At 59.5% G+C, this 15,622-nt stretch carries 10 protein-coding genes; 2 read left to right on the top strand and 8 right to left on the bottom strand.

The window, feature by feature from the left end; all coding sequences use genetic code 11:
* Positions 1–135: 135 nt before the first annotated feature.
* The gene (locus NR126_RS25900; protein WP_256832276.1) at positions 136–1,458 is read right to left on the bottom strand and encodes an OprD family porin; all 1,323 of its coding nucleotides are present in this window, start codon (positions 1,456–1,458) and stop codon (positions 136–138) included.
* Between the two features lie 333 nt (positions 1,459–1,791).
* Here NR126_RS25900 and mhpT point away from each other — a divergent pair, with 333 nt between their 5' ends.
* Positions 1,792–3,009 carry a 3-(3-hydroxy-phenyl)propionate transporter MhpT gene (gene mhpT, locus NR126_RS25895; protein ID WP_027620480.1) on the top strand — a complete coding sequence of 406 codons (1,218 nt, stop codon included), beginning with the start codon at positions 1,792–1,794 and terminating at the stop codon, positions 3,007–3,009.
* A 120-nt stretch (positions 3,010–3,129) separates the two neighbouring features.
* Here mhpT and NR126_RS29100 read toward each other — a convergent pair whose 3' ends face one another.
* The 4 genes from NR126_RS29100 to NR126_RS25875 all read right to left on the bottom strand — a co-directional run bounded on the left by NR126_RS29100 (position 3,130) and on the right by NR126_RS25875 (position 10,451).
* The gene (locus NR126_RS29100) at positions 3,130–3,783 is read right to left on the bottom strand and encodes a methyl-accepting chemotaxis protein (RefSeq protein WP_371321452.1); all 654 of its coding nucleotides are present in this window, start codon (positions 3,781–3,783) and stop codon (positions 3,130–3,132) included.
* A gap of 1,679 nt (positions 3,784–5,462) precedes the next feature.
* Entirely contained in the window at positions 5,463–8,534 is a 3,072-nt protein-coding gene (locus NR126_RS25885) for an efflux RND transporter permease subunit (protein WP_256832274.1), read from the bottom strand.
* Positions 8,531–9,652: an efflux RND transporter periplasmic adaptor subunit gene (locus tag NR126_RS25880; RefSeq protein WP_256832273.1), complete on the bottom strand. Its 1,122-nt coding sequence runs from the start codon at positions 9,650–9,652 to the stop codon at positions 8,531–8,533. The genes NR126_RS25885 and NR126_RS25880 overlap by 4 nt, the downstream gene beginning before the upstream one ends.
* 178 nt (positions 9,653–9,830) lie before the next feature.
* A complete protein-coding gene (locus NR126_RS25875) occupies positions 9,831–10,451 on the bottom strand; it encodes a TetR/AcrR family transcriptional regulator (RefSeq protein ID WP_027620484.1) in 621 nt (206 codons plus the stop codon).
* An 87-nt stretch (positions 10,452–10,538) separates the two neighbouring features.
* Between NR126_RS25875 and NR126_RS25870 the strand changes: the two genes are divergently transcribed.
* The gene (locus NR126_RS25870) at positions 10,539–12,008 is read left to right on the top strand and encodes an efflux transporter outer membrane subunit (protein ID WP_105755692.1); all 1,470 of its coding nucleotides are present in this window, start codon (positions 10,539–10,541) and stop codon (positions 12,006–12,008) included.
* Between the two features lie 62 nt (positions 12,009–12,070).
* Here NR126_RS25870 and NR126_RS25865 read toward each other — a convergent pair whose 3' ends face one another.
* From NR126_RS25865 to NR126_RS25855, 3 genes are all read right to left on the bottom strand, one after another.
* Positions 12,071–13,030, bottom strand: a complete 960-nt coding sequence (locus NR126_RS25865; protein WP_105755693.1) for a transporter — start codon at positions 13,028–13,030, stop codon at positions 12,071–12,073.
* A 117-nt stretch (positions 13,031–13,147) separates the two neighbouring features.
* Positions 13,148–14,407 carry a cytochrome P450 gene (locus NR126_RS25860; RefSeq protein ID WP_105755694.1) on the bottom strand — a complete coding sequence of 420 codons (1,260 nt, stop codon included), beginning with the start codon at positions 14,405–14,407 and terminating at the stop codon, positions 13,148–13,150.
* 38 nt (positions 14,408–14,445) lie between these two features.
* Positions 14,446–15,612: a serine hydrolase gene (locus NR126_RS25855; protein ID WP_105755695.1), complete on the bottom strand. Its 1,167-nt coding sequence runs from the start codon at positions 15,610–15,612 to the stop codon at positions 14,446–14,448.
* Between the last annotated feature and the right edge of the window lie 10 nt (positions 15,613–15,622).

Here is a 15,622-nt window from a genome sequence, read left to right as displayed (position 1 = left end):
CAGTGCCTACGCCTCGCTGGCAAGCCAGCGCCTACAGGGGCTGCAAGCTCCACAGCCTCTGTGATTAACACCAAACCCACTGTAGGAGCGAGCCCGCTCGCGATGGGGCCATCAGCCCCACCGCAACACGCGCACTCACCAGATCGGCAAGGTATAGGTCACCAGAAACCGCGTCTGGTTTTCATCGCGGAAGGCGGCGCCAGTGGGGAAGTCATTGCGGTAGATTGCCTTGCGCGCCACCAGGCCGACGTTTTTCAGCGGACCGCTTTGCACCACGTAGCCCAGCTCCATCTGGAACTCGCGCTCCTTGCGGTCTTCGGCGTTGAAGGCTTTCAACTCGATGTTGTCGCCGCGCAGGTAGCGCAACCGGCCCCGCAGCCCGGGCACGCCGGAGGCGGCGAAGTCGTAGTCATAGATCGCCTGCCAGGTGCGCTCCTTGGCATTGAGAAAGTCCGACGCCATGGTCAGCTCACTCATGCCCATCAGCTCGGTCCCGGAGATGTAGGGCGTCGCCGTGTCACCGCTGGAATGCATGTAGCCGACACCCAGGCGGTGGCCGCCATAGCGGTAGCTGAACAGCGCCGAAAGGTTGCGGTTATCGACGTCACCGGCCTTGGCGCTGCCATCCTCGCGACTGAAAAAACTGCGCAGGTCGCTGGTCAGGGTGCCGCCGCCCAGGGGCAGGTCATGCAGCAAGGCAAAGGTGTCCTGCTGGTACAGGTCCGCCGCCTCGGCGTGATAGACCCGCAGGCTCAGTTCCTTGTTGACCTGATAATCACCGCCCACATAGGCCATGTGCGAGGTCGTGGCCGTGGCGTTGAAGCGCCGGTTGGGCGAGGCGACCGTCATCGACTCGTAGTTGGTGGAGTTGCGCTTGTTGATCCGATCGATGTAGCCAGTGTTGAACGTCAGGCCGTCGATGTCTTTCGAACTCAGGATGGTGCCGCGAAAGGTTTGTGGCAGCAGGCGCGAGGGACTGGCAAAGGCAAACGGCAGGAAGATCGACACATCCCCGCTCTTCACCGTGGTCTGGGCAAACCGCAGCTTGCCGGTCGGCGCCAGACGTGAGTATTCGTCTGCTGCACGGTTGTCACTGGCCGACACCGGCAGCAACTCGGTGCCGCTGCGATCCGGCGAGGAGTCGAGCTTGACCCCCATCAGCCCGCGCACGTCCAGGCCAAACCCCACCGGCCCTTCGGTAAAACCCGACTCCATGTTCATGATGAAACCCTGGGCCCACTCCTTCGCGGCGGACTTGGCCCCATCGTCCTTGTATTGGCGGTCCATGTAGTAATTGCGCAGGGTCAGGGTGCCATGGCTGTCGTCGATAAAGCCCGTGGCGCGAAGCTGGGTGGGCAGTACGCTCAAGCCGAGAAGGGTCAGGACCAGCCCGCGACTGATGCCGGGAACACAAGGGGCTGGCGCCGTCACAATGTCGTGCGTGCGGAGATTTGGCATGTTTCGATTTCCATTTTTTATTGTTGTTGGGGCTGCCAGAGAAGCTCAGTGCAGCCGGCTTCGCGGACAGAGAATGGAAACAGCCGACAAGCCCTGTCAATGGCGAATGACCGATAATCGAACATTAATATTATTATCTATTTCACATGCATAAGCTGATTGATGCGCTTAGCCATTGATTTATAAGGGCAATTTAACGAGCCAATGGATTTTTCTCTGCCGCTTCATTTTTTAGTTATCTTTGTTATCTTATTAACCAGCAGTCAGCCCCAGCGTGCGCCATGCGCCGGGACGGCTCGACTCCACAACAAAAACAACAATGAGGTTCCATCCATGGACAGCCCATCGCGTCGTTCGACGCTGACAATCGCTTTGTGCTTTATCGTTGCGCTGATCGAAGGTTTCGACCTGCAAGCCGCCGGCACAGCTGCCGCCGGGCTGCGCCAGAGCTTTGCCCTCGATCCGAAGATGATGGGCTGGGTGTTCAGCGTCGGGATCATCGGCCTGCTGCCGGGTGCATTCTTTGGCGGCTGGATCGCCGATCGCATCGGTCGCAAGAAAATCCTCGTCAGTGCCGTGCTGCTGTTTGGTGTGTTTTCCCTGTGCACCGCCTATGTCGAGAGCTACACCAGCCTGCTGCTGGTGCGCTTCCTGACCGGTCTGGGCCTGGGCGCTGCCCTGCCTAACCTGATCGCCCTGTGCGCCGAAGCCGTCAGTGAGCGCAACCGTGGCACCGCCATCAGCGTCATGTATTGCGGTGTGCCTTTGGGGGGTGCGCTGGCGGCGGTGGTGGCGATGTTTTCCAGCGAACACTGGCAAACCACCTTCATCATCGGCGGCCTGGCGCCCTTGCTGATCGTGCCCTTGATGGCCCTGCTGCTGCCGGAGTCCACTGCCTTCCGCCAGCAACACTCGACCACCGACACCTCGCGCCCCTCCAGCGTCCAGGCGCTGTTCGGCGAAGGCCGTACCCGCAACACCCTCGCCTTGTGGCTGAGCTACTTCTTCACCCTGACCGTGATGTACATGCTGCTCAACTGGCTGCCGTCACTGCTCATCGCCCAGGGCTTCAGCAAACCCCAGGCGGGCATGGTGCAGATGCTGTTCAACATCGGCGGCGCACTGGGCTCACTGCTCGGCGGCCTGCTCCTGGACCGTTGCAATGGCACCAAAGTGGTACTGGGCGTGTATGCCGGGTTGCTGGCAGCGCTCGCAGGCGTCGGCCTGGCCGTGGGCATCGTGCCGATGGCCATCGCCGGCTTTGCCGCAGGCTTGTTCGTCATGGCCGCACAGCTGGTGCTCTATGCACTGGCGCCGCCTTCCTACCCGACTGCAGTACGCGCCACCGGCGTCGGCGCCGCGGTAGCCATCGGTCGTCTGGGTTCGGTGGCCGGTCCATTGGCTGCGGGGCAGATTCTGGCCGCCGGTGCGGGGACTACCGGGGTGTTGTTGGCGACTTCGCCTGGATTGGTGATTGCGGCGCTGGCGATTTTGACGGTGATTGGGCGGACGGGGGCAACTGAAGAGGGGCAACTGAAAACCGCTAATTAAACCGCCTGACACAGGCAGAGATTAGCACTCGCAGGACTCACGACGGTCGCCATCGGACCGTCGCGAGTCCTGCGCGACTTCTTCGCAAGAACTGACCATGACGACCAAGTCATCCCCCCCTCAAGCCGCCACCCCCCGCCCATTACCGCTGCTACTCACCTCAAACTGCCCCACCAGCTTCTGCAGTTTGTTGGCATTGAGCCTCACGGTCTCGGCACTGCCTTGCAACACCACCACCGTCTGGCGCATTTGCGCGGAGGACTGGTCGACCTGTTTGATGGTCTTGCCGTAATCGAGGCTGCGATTGTTGAGCTGTTGAATGATCGCAAACATGCTTTCCACCGCTTGGTGCAGCTGCACATTTTCCGAGGAGGCATCTTCAGCCAGGCGCAGGCTGTTATCGACGTCGGTGACGCCCTCCTTCATGAAACTCACGGCATTCTGCGTTTCGTTCTGCAAGCCTTCGACCATCTGCCGAATATCGTCGGCGGCCCGGGAGGTGCGTGCGGCGAGACTGCGCACCTCATCGGCGACCACGGCAAAGCCTCGTCCATGTTCGCCGGCGCGCGCGGCCTCGATGGCGGCATTGAGTGCCAGCAGGTTGGTCTGGTTGGTAATGTCGCTGATCAGCCCGGTGATGTTGCCGATTTGCGCCATGCGGCTGTCGAGCAACTGCACGCTTGAAGATGAGCGCTCGACCACATCGCGAATCGACTGGGTGCCCGCCTGCACGGCAAGAAACTGCTCGCGGGCACGGCTGACGACTTCGTCCATGGCCTGCTTCATTTGCTCGGCGCTGGCGGAGGCTTGCTGGATCTCGCCCAATTGATCCTCGACGATGATCATCATGTGGTGCACCGCTTCGGCCACCTCGGCGCAAGTGAAACCCGCTTCCTGACTGCGGCCCAGCATCATCTGATTGGTGCTGCCGACGTTGCTGCTGGCCTTCACCACTTGCCCGACCACCGAGTCCAGATTGTCGATGAAGCTGTTGATCCAGCGCCCCATGTCACCGGTCTCGTCGTTGGCCATCCGCGTGGTGTCGAGGCGCTGACGCAGGTTGCCCTCGCCCTCGGCGATGGTCCTGATCACCCCAGTCATTTCGCTCAATCGCTGTGCAAGCCGTTTAGGCCCCCACAGGCTGAACAGCAGCGTGGCGCCGACCATGCTCAGCACCTCGAGTGTATCGATCACTCCCTGTGCCAGGCCGCTGTAATGCTGGACCGCGAAGTTGCAGGCGAAGAGCCCGGTCATGGTCGCCAGATAGGGTTTCATCAAGCCGTAGCTGAGTGAGCGTCGGCGGTAAACTTCCTCCAGGTCGGCCTCGCACATCATGCCCCAGCGATCCGGTGAGCCTGGCAACTGGAACGTGACGCCCTTGCCCACCACCGGGATGTGCCGGTAGTCCGAGTAACCGGGATAGGTGACGAACAGATTGGAACCCTTGCGAATGGTTTCGCGCACTCCCGGGTGCAACTCCTGAGTCGCCGGGTCGGTAAAGCGCAGCTCCAGTTCAGTGTGCCGCTGGATCTGCACGGTCTTGTAAGGCGTGTGCACGCCACTTTTCAGGTTTTCGCCGTGGGTGAAGGTGCCGTCCTCGAAACGCGAACGCGACAACGCGGTGCCTGGGGCGATCGCCGGATCAAAGCGTGATTGCGCCATGAACAAATAATTGTCGCCGGACTCGGCATAGATGTGCCCGGCCTCGCGCTGGATCAGATCGCCCAACACATCGTTCGGCACGCGCCCGCAGAGGCAGCCCAGGACTTTTCCATCAGCCTTCAGCGGCTGATAAAACATAAGGGTGACTTCATCGTGAAAACGTGAAGTCGAGGGACCGATTTGCAAGGTCAATGGATCGCTGTAAGGACCGTGCAGAAACGGCGCCTTCAACCCTTCGGCCAGGGCGCGGGTTTTGCCGAGCGGATGATTGACGCGTCCGCCCCAGGTTGAAGCAATGACGGCGCCGTCGGCAGCCACGACAAACAGCTCGGAAAAGTCTTCGGCCTGAGCGAGCTTGTCCAGCAGCGACGCACTGTCGATATGGGCAAAATCCCGAGCCAGATGTTCCGCCAGCTCCGCCAGGTGCTCCCATTGCTCGCGCGTCCAGTTGTGCAGCAACTGCACGCGGGTGTGGGCAATGGCTTCAAAGGTCTGTTCGATCACCGGGTAAGCCGACCGATTGAGTCGGCATGACCAACCCAGGGCGATCTTTCCGGTTTTGCCGAACCAGGGTAACCAGTGCCTTTCGCTGGAAGATAACTGCATGGCCTGACTTGAAAGCGACATCTACCTCTCCAACCGCGACAGGGGAATGGCAAATTGACAGCAACTATCAAGCCAAGTCGTAAGCATCCTAAGCATTTTCATGGATCGCAGGAAATGCTTGGGTTGAAGGCGTTCTGTCGGCCTTGGTCAGTCAGAACGCCTGCTTCAACGTGAGGCGAAAAGCGTCAGGTGCCCCGCAATGGCGCTGGTTCAGGCTTGATCCTGTACCAAAGGGCGTACATCGCTGGCAGAAACACCAGGGTCAGCACAGTGCCGGCGAACGTACCGCCAATCAGGGTGTAGGCCAGCGTCCCCCAGAACACCGAGTGGGTCAGCGGAATGAATGCCAGCATCGCTGCCAACGCGGTGAGAATCACCGGTCGCGCGCGCTGCACGGTGGCTTCGACCACAGCGTTGTAGGGCGACAGGCCGGCTTGCTCGTTGGAGTGAATCTGGCCGATGAGGATCAGCGTGTTGCGCATCAGAATCCCCGACAGGGCAATCAGTCCCACCAGGGCGTTTATCCCGAACGGCTGCTGGAACAGCAGCAGAATGGGTACCACGCCAATCAGGCCCAACGGCGCAGTGGCGAACACCATCATCATGGCCGACATCGAGCGCACCTGAAGGACGATGGTCAGCAACATCAGCGCGATCATGATCGGGAACAATGGCAGCAAAGCTTTGTTCGCTTTGCCCGACTCCTCGATCGCGCCGGCCACTTCAATGCGGTAGCCCGCCGGTAGCCTTTCGATGATCGGCTGCAACTGGGTGATCAAGGCGTTGGAGACATCGGGGGGCTGCAGACCTTCAGCCACGTCAGCCCGCACGGTGATGGTCGGTGTCCGGTCACGACGGCGCAGGATGGGCTCCTCCATGCGCACATCCACCGTCCCGACCTGGGACAGCGACACGCGCTGGCCTTGGGCACCGGTCAGGGTGAAGGCGGCAATTTTCGAGGGATCCAGACGGGTCTCGCCAGCGGAGCGGGCCACCACCTGAACCCCACGAATGTCCTCACGGACTTCGGTGACAGGCACTCCGGTCAGCAGGAACTGCAACTGTTGCGCGACATCGTTCGAGGTCAGGCCGAACGCTTGCAGGCGATCCTGATCCAGGCTGAGATGCAGTGCCGGTGTCCGCTCACCCAGGTCGGTGTTGACGGTCCTCGTCAGCGGACTGGCGGTCATGACTTCACGCACCTGCCCGGCGATATCGCGCAACACCGCAGGGTCGGCGCCCATCACGCGAAAGGCCACCGGATAGGGTGAATAAGGACCAAATACCAACTGCGTGACTCGCACTCGCGCTTCAGGTGCCAGACCATCGGCCACGGCTTGTCTGAGGCGCAGCTTGAGCGCCTCACGCTCCTGCTGATTGGCGGTCAGGATGACGATTTTTGCGAAGGACGGATCGGGCAGTTCAGGGGCCATCGCCAGGTAGAAGCGCGGCGCGCCTTGGCCAATATAAGCGGTGACGATCCTGGCCTCCGGCTGCCGGGCCAACCATGCCTCGACCTTGGCCGCCGCTCCGTCAGTCTGCTCGATAGAGGTGCCGTAGGGCATCTGCACTTCAACCAGCACCTCGGGTCGGTCGGACGTCGGGAAGAACTGCTTGTTGACCACGCCCATGCCCAGGACTGCCACGATAAACAGGCCGACCACGGAGGTCGCGACCAAGCCTTTGCGGCGGATCACAGCGCCCAGCAGGCGTCGGAAACGCTGGTAGTTGAGTGTCCCGTAAATGGCCGCGTGCCCGCCTTCAGGCACCTTGACCTGCGGCAGCAGCTTGACTCCCAGGTACGGGGTAAACACCACGGCCACCACCCAGGAAGTGATCAGGGCAATGCCGACGATCCAGAACATGTTCGCGGTGTACTCACCGGCAGTCGACTTGGCGAAACCGTTGGGCATGAAGCCGATGGCCGTGACCAGCGTCCCCGACAACATCGGCGCGGCCGTATGGCTCCAGGCATACGCGGAGGCCTTGATGCGGTCATAGCCCTCCTCCATCTTCACCACCATCATCTCGATGGCAATGATTGCATCGTCCACCAACAGCCCCAGTGCCAGTATCAGCGAGCCCAGGGTAATCCGGTCGAAGTCCTTGCCCGTGGCCGCCATGACAATGAACACCGCGGCCAGGGTCAGCGGGACCGCAGCAGCCACCACCACCCCGACCCGCCAGCCCATGCTGAGAAAGCACACCAGCAGCACCACGCCCAGGGCAGCAAAGAACTTCACCATGAACTCGTTGACGGATGCGTCGATATTCACCGCCTGATCCGTGACCTTGGTCAGGCTCATGCCCAACGGCATCTGCTGGTTGATCGCGGTCGCCTCGGCCTCCAGCGATTTGCCCAGATCGAGACCGTTCCAGCCATCGCGCATGACCACGCCGAGCAACAATGCCGGCTCGCCATTGTTGCGCACCAGGAACGTCGCCGGGTCTTCATAACCGCGCTTGACCTCAGCCACATCGGACAACTTGAGGGTTCTGCCCTGCACCGTCAGCGGGGTATTACGAATTTTCTGCAAATCATCGAACGCGCCATCCAGGCGAATGAAAACCTGCGGCCCCTTTGCTTCAACCGAGCCCGCCGGGGTGATCATGTTCTGCGTGTTCAACGCACTGAAAATGTCTCGAGCGGAAATGCCCAGCGTTGCCAGGCGCTCATAGGACAGCTCGAGAAAAATGCGCTCAGCCTGTTCACCGATGATGTTGACCTTCTTCACCCCCGCCACATGCAGCAGGCGCTGGCGCAAGCTCTCGGCTTCACGCACCAGCAGACGTTGCGGCTCGCCCTTGGCCTTGAGCGCGTAGAGCGCGAAAGTGACGTCGGAGTATTCATCATTGACCATCGGGCCGATCACCCCGGCCGGCAACCCCCTCTGCTCATCGAGGATTTTCTTGCGCGCCTGGTAAAACTCCTCCTGGACGGCTGAAGGCGGCGTGCTGTCGAGCAGATAAACCGTGGTGAAGGCCAGGCCGGGGCGGGTGAAGGTCTCGGTCCGGTCGTACCAACGCAGTTCCTGCATGCGTTTTTCCAGCTTTTCCACCACCTGGTCCTGCATCTCCTGGGCTGTCGCCCCGGGCCAGGCGGTGACCACCGTCAATTGTTTAATGGTGAATGCAGGGTCTTCCGCACGCCCCAGTTTGAAGAAGGCAAACAAGCCACCGACGGAAATCAGCAGGATCAAGAACAAGGTGATTGAACGTTCGCGTACGGCCAGTGCCGAGAGATTGAAGCCGCTCATCGACTCACCTCAACCACGGCTTTTTGCGTGGCGCCGGCAGGCTCAGTCCTGACCTCGTCGCCCTCGCTCAAAAGGTGCGCGCCCAAAGCGACGACACGATCCCCCACCCGCAGATCACCCGTCACCCGCACACTGCCCTCGTTATTCAGGCTGCGCACCTGGATCGGGCGCCAGGCCACCTGCTGTGGCTCTCCTCCAACCACCCAGACACCTGGGCCTTTACCCGCATCGTAAAGGGCGCCCATTGGCACCTGCAGCTCCCTGGCATCAACCCCATCGGTGTCGGCGATCGCCACAGAGATCGTTGAACCCAGGGTGGCACTGGAGAACGCACCTTCCAGCACATAACGGGCTTCAAAGGTTCGGGTCTGGCGGTCCGCGGAGTCGGCCAACTGCCGGAGACGGGCGCTGCCTGCACGCTGGTTCTGCCCGTAGAGTGCAACCGTCGCCACCGAGCCCAGCGCAGGACGCAGTGTCTCGGGTAACTGAATCACCGCCTCGCGCTGCCCGGAATGGGCAACGCGCAGCACCACCTGCCCTGCACCAACCACCTGCCCCGGTTCCGCCAGGGTATCCACGACCACTCCGTCAGCATCGGCCAGCAGCGTTGAATAGCCGGTCGCGTTTTTTGCCACGTCAGCCTGGGCCTGGGCCGCGTTGAGCTGAGCGTTGGCCGAGCCGGCCGCCGCTTTGATCCCTGCGTAAGCCGAGGCGGAGACCGCGCCGACGGAGACCAGGTCACGGTAGCGCAGCTCGTCATCGGAGGCCTGGCGGGCCCGGGCCATTGCGGCCAGTACCGACTCCTGCTGCGCCCTGGCGGTTAATTTCAGGTCGTTGGCATCGATGCGCATGAGCGGCTGCCCGCGCTTGACACTCTGACCGGCGTCCACCAGGCGTTCCAGGACTTTGCCTGGCACCCGAAATCCCAGGTCACTCTGCACCCGCGCCGCGACGATACCGGTGAATTGCCGGGTCGCGGGCGCAGAAGGCTGGACCACATCGATGCGCACCAAGGGCACTTGAAGGCGGGGATCGGCAGGCGTGGCCTGGTTGCACGCCGTCAGGGCAAACGGCAACAAGACAATGAAAATGAGTGACATGCGGTGGCGCTGAATCATGACGACCTCTCGGTAGCGGATGCATCATGCTTATTCAAGTGACCAATTAAGTCAATAGTCACCATCGAGGCAAATGACGACCGCCTGCTTGATCAAAGCCAGGAAAAGGAGCTCGCTACGGGATTTATTACAAGCGCACAGACTGATACGGATGCGCAGCGCATCCGTCAGCAGAGGTTCAAGGCATCAGGCTGCGCAGTACAAGATTGGAGATGAGAGACGGGGCTTCTTCAACAAAATCGAGGTTGTGCTGCAACAGCAGAGGATTGACGAAGGGTCGCAGCGCGAGATGAATGGCCTCGACCGTTTCGTCCAGCGGCGTCTTGCGTTCAAACTCGCCGAGCTCTCGCCCCTCACGCACGATTTGCAGAATGAAGCCTTTGATCCGGGCGTCATAGACTTGCGAGCTGGGCCAGCTCTCCGACGCTGAAAACGCCGCGATGTCATAGAGTTTGCGGTCGTTGAAGAACAGGCTCACACCGGTTGCGATCACGGTTTTGACCAGGCGCCGAAAGCGTTCAGTGGCCGAAATACCCTCCACACTGATCGCCTGCTCAACGGCCGCCACGATTTGACTCAGGCAGTTGCTGCAGATTGCTTCACCAATCGCCTGCTTGGATTCAAAGAACTTGTAGATGTACGCCTTGGAGAAGCCGATGGCCTTGGCCAGGTCGGAAACCGTGGTTTTGCCATAACCGTACTGACTGAAATGCTCGTTGGCCGCCGCGACAATCTGGTCTCGAATGTCGTGATCGGCTGGGCCACGGGTGCTGGGCGAAGGAACTGATGGCTGATTCATGGGAGCAGCTTACTCATCCCAAAGGAGGTTGACAACTTGTGACCAATTCGTAATATCGTCACAAACCAACCGTCTCGCAGGTATCCCATGCACCCTCCTCCTCGTTTTGCCATCCTGCTGTGTCTGGGCATGGTTGCCGGCTGCACGGTTGGCCCCGACTACTCGGCACCCAGTGTGGCATTGCCTGAGCATTTCTCAGCACAAACGGTACGCCAGGTGGGCGCCGCAGAGGCAGATCTCGCGGCCTGGTGGAGTGCATTCAATGACCCGATGCTCAGTCAGCTGGTCAATCTGGCACTGCAACAGAACCTCGATCTGGCCCAGGCGAGCGCCAGGATTGAGCAGGCTCGCGCCGGTCTGGGCGCCGCTGACGCGGCCCTGCTGCCGTCGGCCAGCGTCAACGGGCAAGCGGCCCGGGCCCGCCAGTCGCTGGAAACGCCGTTGGGTCAGGTGCTGAATTCCGATCCTTCTTACAATCGCTACGGCAGTGCGTATGAGGCGAATCTGAATGCCAGCTGGGAGCTGGATGTATTTGGCGGATTGCGCCGAGGCCAGGAAGCCGCCTTCGCCGATTACCAGGCCTCGCAAGCCGGAGCGGTTGCGACACGCCTGGCCGTGGTGGCCCAGACAGCCGATCTCTACCTCAGTATCCGTGGCCTTCAGGCACGCCTGGAAATAGCCCGGCATCAAGTCGACACACGACAACAACTGCTCACCACCATCGAACACCTCTACGCAAAAGGCCTGGCAGCCGAACTGCAATTGAACCAGACCCAGGGCGCGCTGAATCAGGCGCAGGCGACGATTCCGGTCCTGCAAACAGGCCTCGACGCAGCCTTGAATGCGCTGGACGTGATGCTGGGCAAGGCCCCGGGAACTTACCGCGCGCAACTGACCCAACCCGCACCGATCCCCAATGTGCCCGGCCTCTCGGACATGGGTGCTCCGCAAGACCTGCTGCGCCGGCGCCCGGACCTGATCGTCGCCGAGCGGCGCCTGGCGGCCTCCAACGCACGCATCGGCGAAGCCATGTCCGAGTACTACCCCAAGCTGTCTGTGGGCGCGCTGCTCGGCAGTGCCACCTCGGTATCCACCGCGAACCTGTTCAGCAACGGCGCCAGCCAGGCTTCGGCGGTCCTTGGGTTGCGTTGGAGGCTGTTCGATTTTGGCCGCATCAATGCGCAGATTGATTTGGCAAAAGGTCAGGAAGCCGAGGCCCTGGCCGCTTACCGGCAATCCGTCCTGCGGGCCTGCGAAGAGGTTGAAAGCGCTTTTTCCGCGCTGATCCACAGCGAGCAACAATCAGCCCAACTCGCCCTGGGTGAGTCGGCGTATGGGAAAGCCCGAGCGACCTCGTTTATCGCCTATGAAAAAGGCGTGGTCAGCCTGATCGAAGTGCTGGATGCGGACGAACATCTTCTCGCGGCTTCCGATGCCAAGGCCCAGGCACAAACCGCGTCAGCTCGTGCGGCAGTGGCCACGTTCAAGGCATTGGGGGGTGGCTGGCAGCGGGAAGCATCAGGTGGGCGTGTCGGATCAAGGACTCTGCAAGAATGATATCGCCGTCGGACGATGGGATAGCTGCCTGAGCCCCATATCCCTACCGACCGGATAATCTTTTAAAGTTCGGTTGCCAAACGAAGTGTTAGACCACTTACCCCGGTGGTATTTTCTCCCCACGCCGAGGTGAGGAACTTGGCCATCAAATTGTATGGTTTACCATCAATGTTGAAATCATAGGCAAGCAAGGGACCCACACTGAGTAACGCAGCACGATTGCCGCCATTGCCCAAATTCTCGCCATTCAGCGTGTCATCATTGAGCTGCTTATAGGCGGTCCCCGTAATACCGTATTGCCATGGCCCACTACGTTGAGTGCCCGCAAAATCCAGGCTTACGACATAGCCCGACTGGTAATCAGTATCAGGATTCTCCGTATAGTAATTGAAGAAGAGCCTCGCACTTAGCTCTGTAGCGTCCCCTGCCCCTTTGGGCAAAATGCTGGGCATGGTATGTGTGATGCCTACGTTTGGCGAGATCGTGTAAAAATTGGAACCTACGTTGGGCACTCGGTCCTTCTTGAAATCTCCGGTTGGAATATTCAAGCCCAGTCCGACCCAATACGCTGTGCCATAGGGTATGGGGCTATCCGGTGAAAAATTTTTCGCCGGGTTGAACAGACTCCAGGCGAATACATCAGAGTAGATGTCTTGAATACCTGAGTCACAGGACACTTTGGAAATACCGAAGCACGTTTCCAGCGCACCCAGGTAGAGACTGGAAGCGATAGTCCCAGACAGCAAGGTCTGCTCATAGACGTGCAGCAAACCTGTACCCGCAAAGTAAACATGCCCATCCGCATCCATTGACTCGCCGTCGGACGAGTACCACTTATCAATATTCATACCCCCGGCGACAGCAGCACCGTAGTTGCCCGGCGGAGGAAGTAATGCCGATCGTATATCGGTTCCTCCGATAGGCCCTGCGGGGGAGATGGATTCTGCGGCCTTCACATTTAATGAAATAATCAATATTGCAGCAACGGATGAAATTTTTGAAATTCGCACGACGCAGTACATAAGTGACTCCGGACTATTATTATTAGAGGTACACGTACTCTTGATTGCGCAGGTCACCGAACCCCACGGTTATCTTGGTATTCGGGCCTGCGAGAGCATTCTTTACCGATAGGTCCCTTATGCGGCATCCCATTGGACTTGGAGGGAACGACGAATCGGCAGCAGTGCCAGCGGCAGAAAGTCCAGTGCCTGATCAGGCTTGGTCCTGAGCGACTTCAGACGTTCATAGGCAACGCGCAAGCCTATCGTTCCCTGGAGGCGCCCAAGAGGTGCACCCAGGCATGTGTGGCGTCCTTTGGTGAAGGCGTAGTGGCTCTGCTCATCTAACACTTCGCGATGGATATTGAAAGCCATCGGGTCGACTACGCCGGCCGGATCGGTGTTTGCGCTCACCAACGCAAGCCACACGAAATCTCCTTGTTTGATTTTCACCCCAGCCACTTCGGTGTCCCTAGTCGCAACACGCGAAGAGAACGGAGCGGATGGCCTGCGTCGAACCGTTTCTTCGAAGACCTTCGGCCACAGGGAGGCATCAGCAAGTGCATCGGCCAGCTGATCCGGGTGCTGAGATAAAAACGTGATCCCGTTTGCCATCGCCTGAGCAGTGGTATCTGTTCCCGCCGCAGCAAATTCCGTCAGGTGCATTGCGATGCGCTCTTTGGAAAGCGCATACGACCCATCAGACTCGCGCGCGCTCGCCATAATGGAAATGATGTCGCTCTCTTTACTTTCCCGTCGCTCGTCGACGAGTTTGCGCAGATGAAGTTGTGCTGCTGCGTAGCGCTGCCAGACGGTTGAACGCTCCGGTTCAGGTATCGGTTCGCGACCACTGGCGAGAACCCGGAAATGATCGTCTCGCAGTTGGCGGATGAAACCTTCATCTTCTGGAGGGAGTGCCAAGAGCGCCATCAAGGTTTGAGTGGTCAATTCAAGACAATAGCTCTCCATGAACTCTGCAGCGCCAGCCGGCGCCAGCTTGTCGAGAATTTTGTTGGCACGAACCTCAATTTCCGGTGCGAGTTTGGCGATATTGGGCTTGAGAAAACCCTTCTGAGCTACTTTGCGAGCGGCCGTATGCTTGGGCGGGTCCATGCTGATCATGATCTCGCTCATAAGCTCGGAACTCACGATAGAAGAGTACTCAGCCGGGATCTCAATGAACGCGCCGTTGGACTTGCATGACCACAGTTCCCAATCCATCAGAGCTGCGTCAACGTCGGCACGACGGGTAATGATCCAAGCGCCTATGGGCTCATACCAAAACACCGGGGTATTTTCCCTGGCGCCCGGGAACACAGCTGCAGGATCATTCAAATAGAAATTGCTGAAGAGGTCGAACTCTGCCGGGGCGGAGTGATTAAAAGGGCAACGACTCATGGTGGGGCTCCTGCCTTGAGGAAAACTGGAGAGAGGTATTAGATGGCTGCAGCGATAGCCAAGGTTGAAAGGCGCTGAAATCTCAGAAGATTTCCGCTTTCCTCCATGATCCCGGCGGTCAGGCATACGAAGGTGACTTCCCGTGCCGGATCAACCCAGAAAAGCGTGGAGCCAGCACCGTAGTTTCCGAATGTCCGGGGGCTGGTAGTGGGTCCAAAATAGGACGGATAGAGACCGGATCCTGAAAGTGCAAACCCCAAGCCGAAGTTGGCAGGAGGTACTTCCCAACCCCGTGCTTCCGCCAGCGCTTTATAGAGGTCGCTTGGCTGGTCACCCGTCTGATTGGTCGTTGCGACGTCCATCATCGCCGAGCTTATGATCGTGCCCTCAGCGCCTTTGACGGCGGAGCGCAGCATTTCGGCAAACTTGAATACATCTCTGGCGGTTGATACCGCTCCAACCCAAGGCATCTCAGCCTCACTGTTGATAATGTCGTTCATCACCTCGATATCTGCCACCGAGAGCCAACCACCATCGGGAAACCTGGCTCTGATCGGGACATACCGATCGCTCCACGCATCAGGAGCCCCCAGAGCGGTACTGGACATTCCCAGGGAATCGAAGAGATTGTTCTGCAGTAGATCTTTGAACCGATTTGCGCCACTGGCGCGCCGAACCATTTCAGCCATCAGTACGTGGTTCAGCGTCGGGGAATAATTGAGCGTTACCCCGGGTTCACCTGTCACATCCAGCTGACAGATTGCATCAACCACGGCATTCATATCGCCCAGTTGGTCGTAGGGAAGCGGGCAAGGCGTCGGAACCAGGCCAGCACGATGAGTGAGCAGATGCGCCAGGTTGATTCTGTCTTTGCGCCCACTGCGGAATCGATCCCGGCCATAGAACTCGGGAATCAAGTCGACGACCTTGGTGGTCAGTGACAAGATGCCCCGGTCGATGGCCTGAAGCACCATGACATTGGTAAACGCCTTGGTGAGGGAAAACACCCGATAAATATCATCCGGCGTGGCATGTCGACCGTTCTCTTTATCGGCCCAGCCAATGGAGGCTTCATAGCCAATCTGACCATGGCGTGCCAGGATTATATTGGCGCCGTCGTACAACCCCGCCTCGATATCATTCTTGATGGCATCGTCCAGGCGTTGCAAAGCAGCAGGGTCAAAACATTTATTGTTGTTTGGCATGTGACTATTC

It is taken from the genome of Pseudomonas sp. Pse1 (genome assembly GCF_024519635.1).
Lineage (GTDB): Bacteria > Pseudomonadota > Gammaproteobacteria > Pseudomonadales > Pseudomonadaceae > Aquipseudomonas.
This window is presented reverse-complemented; position numbering and strand designations above follow the sequence as displayed.

Excerpts from the sequence above, each read along its gene's own strand:
- NR126_RS25900 (WP_256832276.1), bottom strand. The coding sequence starts at position 1,458 with ATGCCAAATCTCCGCACGCACGACATTGTGACGGCGCCAGCCCCTTGT.
- mhpT (WP_027620480.1), top strand. The coding sequence starts at position 1,792 with ATGGACAGCCCATCGCGTCGTTCGACGCTGACAATCGCTTTGTGCTTT.
- NR126_RS29100 (WP_371321452.1), bottom strand. The coding sequence starts at position 3,783 with ATGGACGAAGTCGTCAGCCGTGCCCGCGAGCAGTTTCTTGCCGTGCAG.
- NR126_RS25885 (WP_256832274.1), bottom strand. The coding sequence starts at position 8,534 with ATGAGCGGCTTCAATCTCTCGGCACTGGCCGTACGCGAACGTTCAATC.
- NR126_RS25880 (WP_256832273.1), bottom strand. The coding sequence starts at position 9,652 with ATGATTCAGCGCCACCGCATGTCACTCATTTTCATTGTCTTGTTGCCG.
- NR126_RS25875 (WP_027620484.1), bottom strand. The coding sequence starts at position 10,451 with ATGAATCAGCCATCAGTTCCTTCGCCCAGCACCCGTGGCCCAGCCGAT.
- NR126_RS25870 (WP_105755692.1), top strand. The coding sequence starts at position 10,539 with ATGCACCCTCCTCCTCGTTTTGCCATCCTGCTGTGTCTGGGCATGGTT.
- NR126_RS25865 (WP_105755693.1), bottom strand. The coding sequence starts at position 13,030 with ATGTACTGCGTCGTGCGAATTTCAAAAATTTCATCCGTTGCTGCAATA.
- NR126_RS25860 (WP_105755694.1), bottom strand. The coding sequence starts at position 14,407 with ATGAGTCGTTGCCCTTTTAATCACTCCGCCCCGGCAGAGTTCGACCTC.
- NR126_RS25855 (WP_105755695.1), bottom strand. The coding sequence starts at position 15,612 with ATGCCAAACAACAATAAATGTTTTGACCCTGCTGCTTTGCAACGCCTG.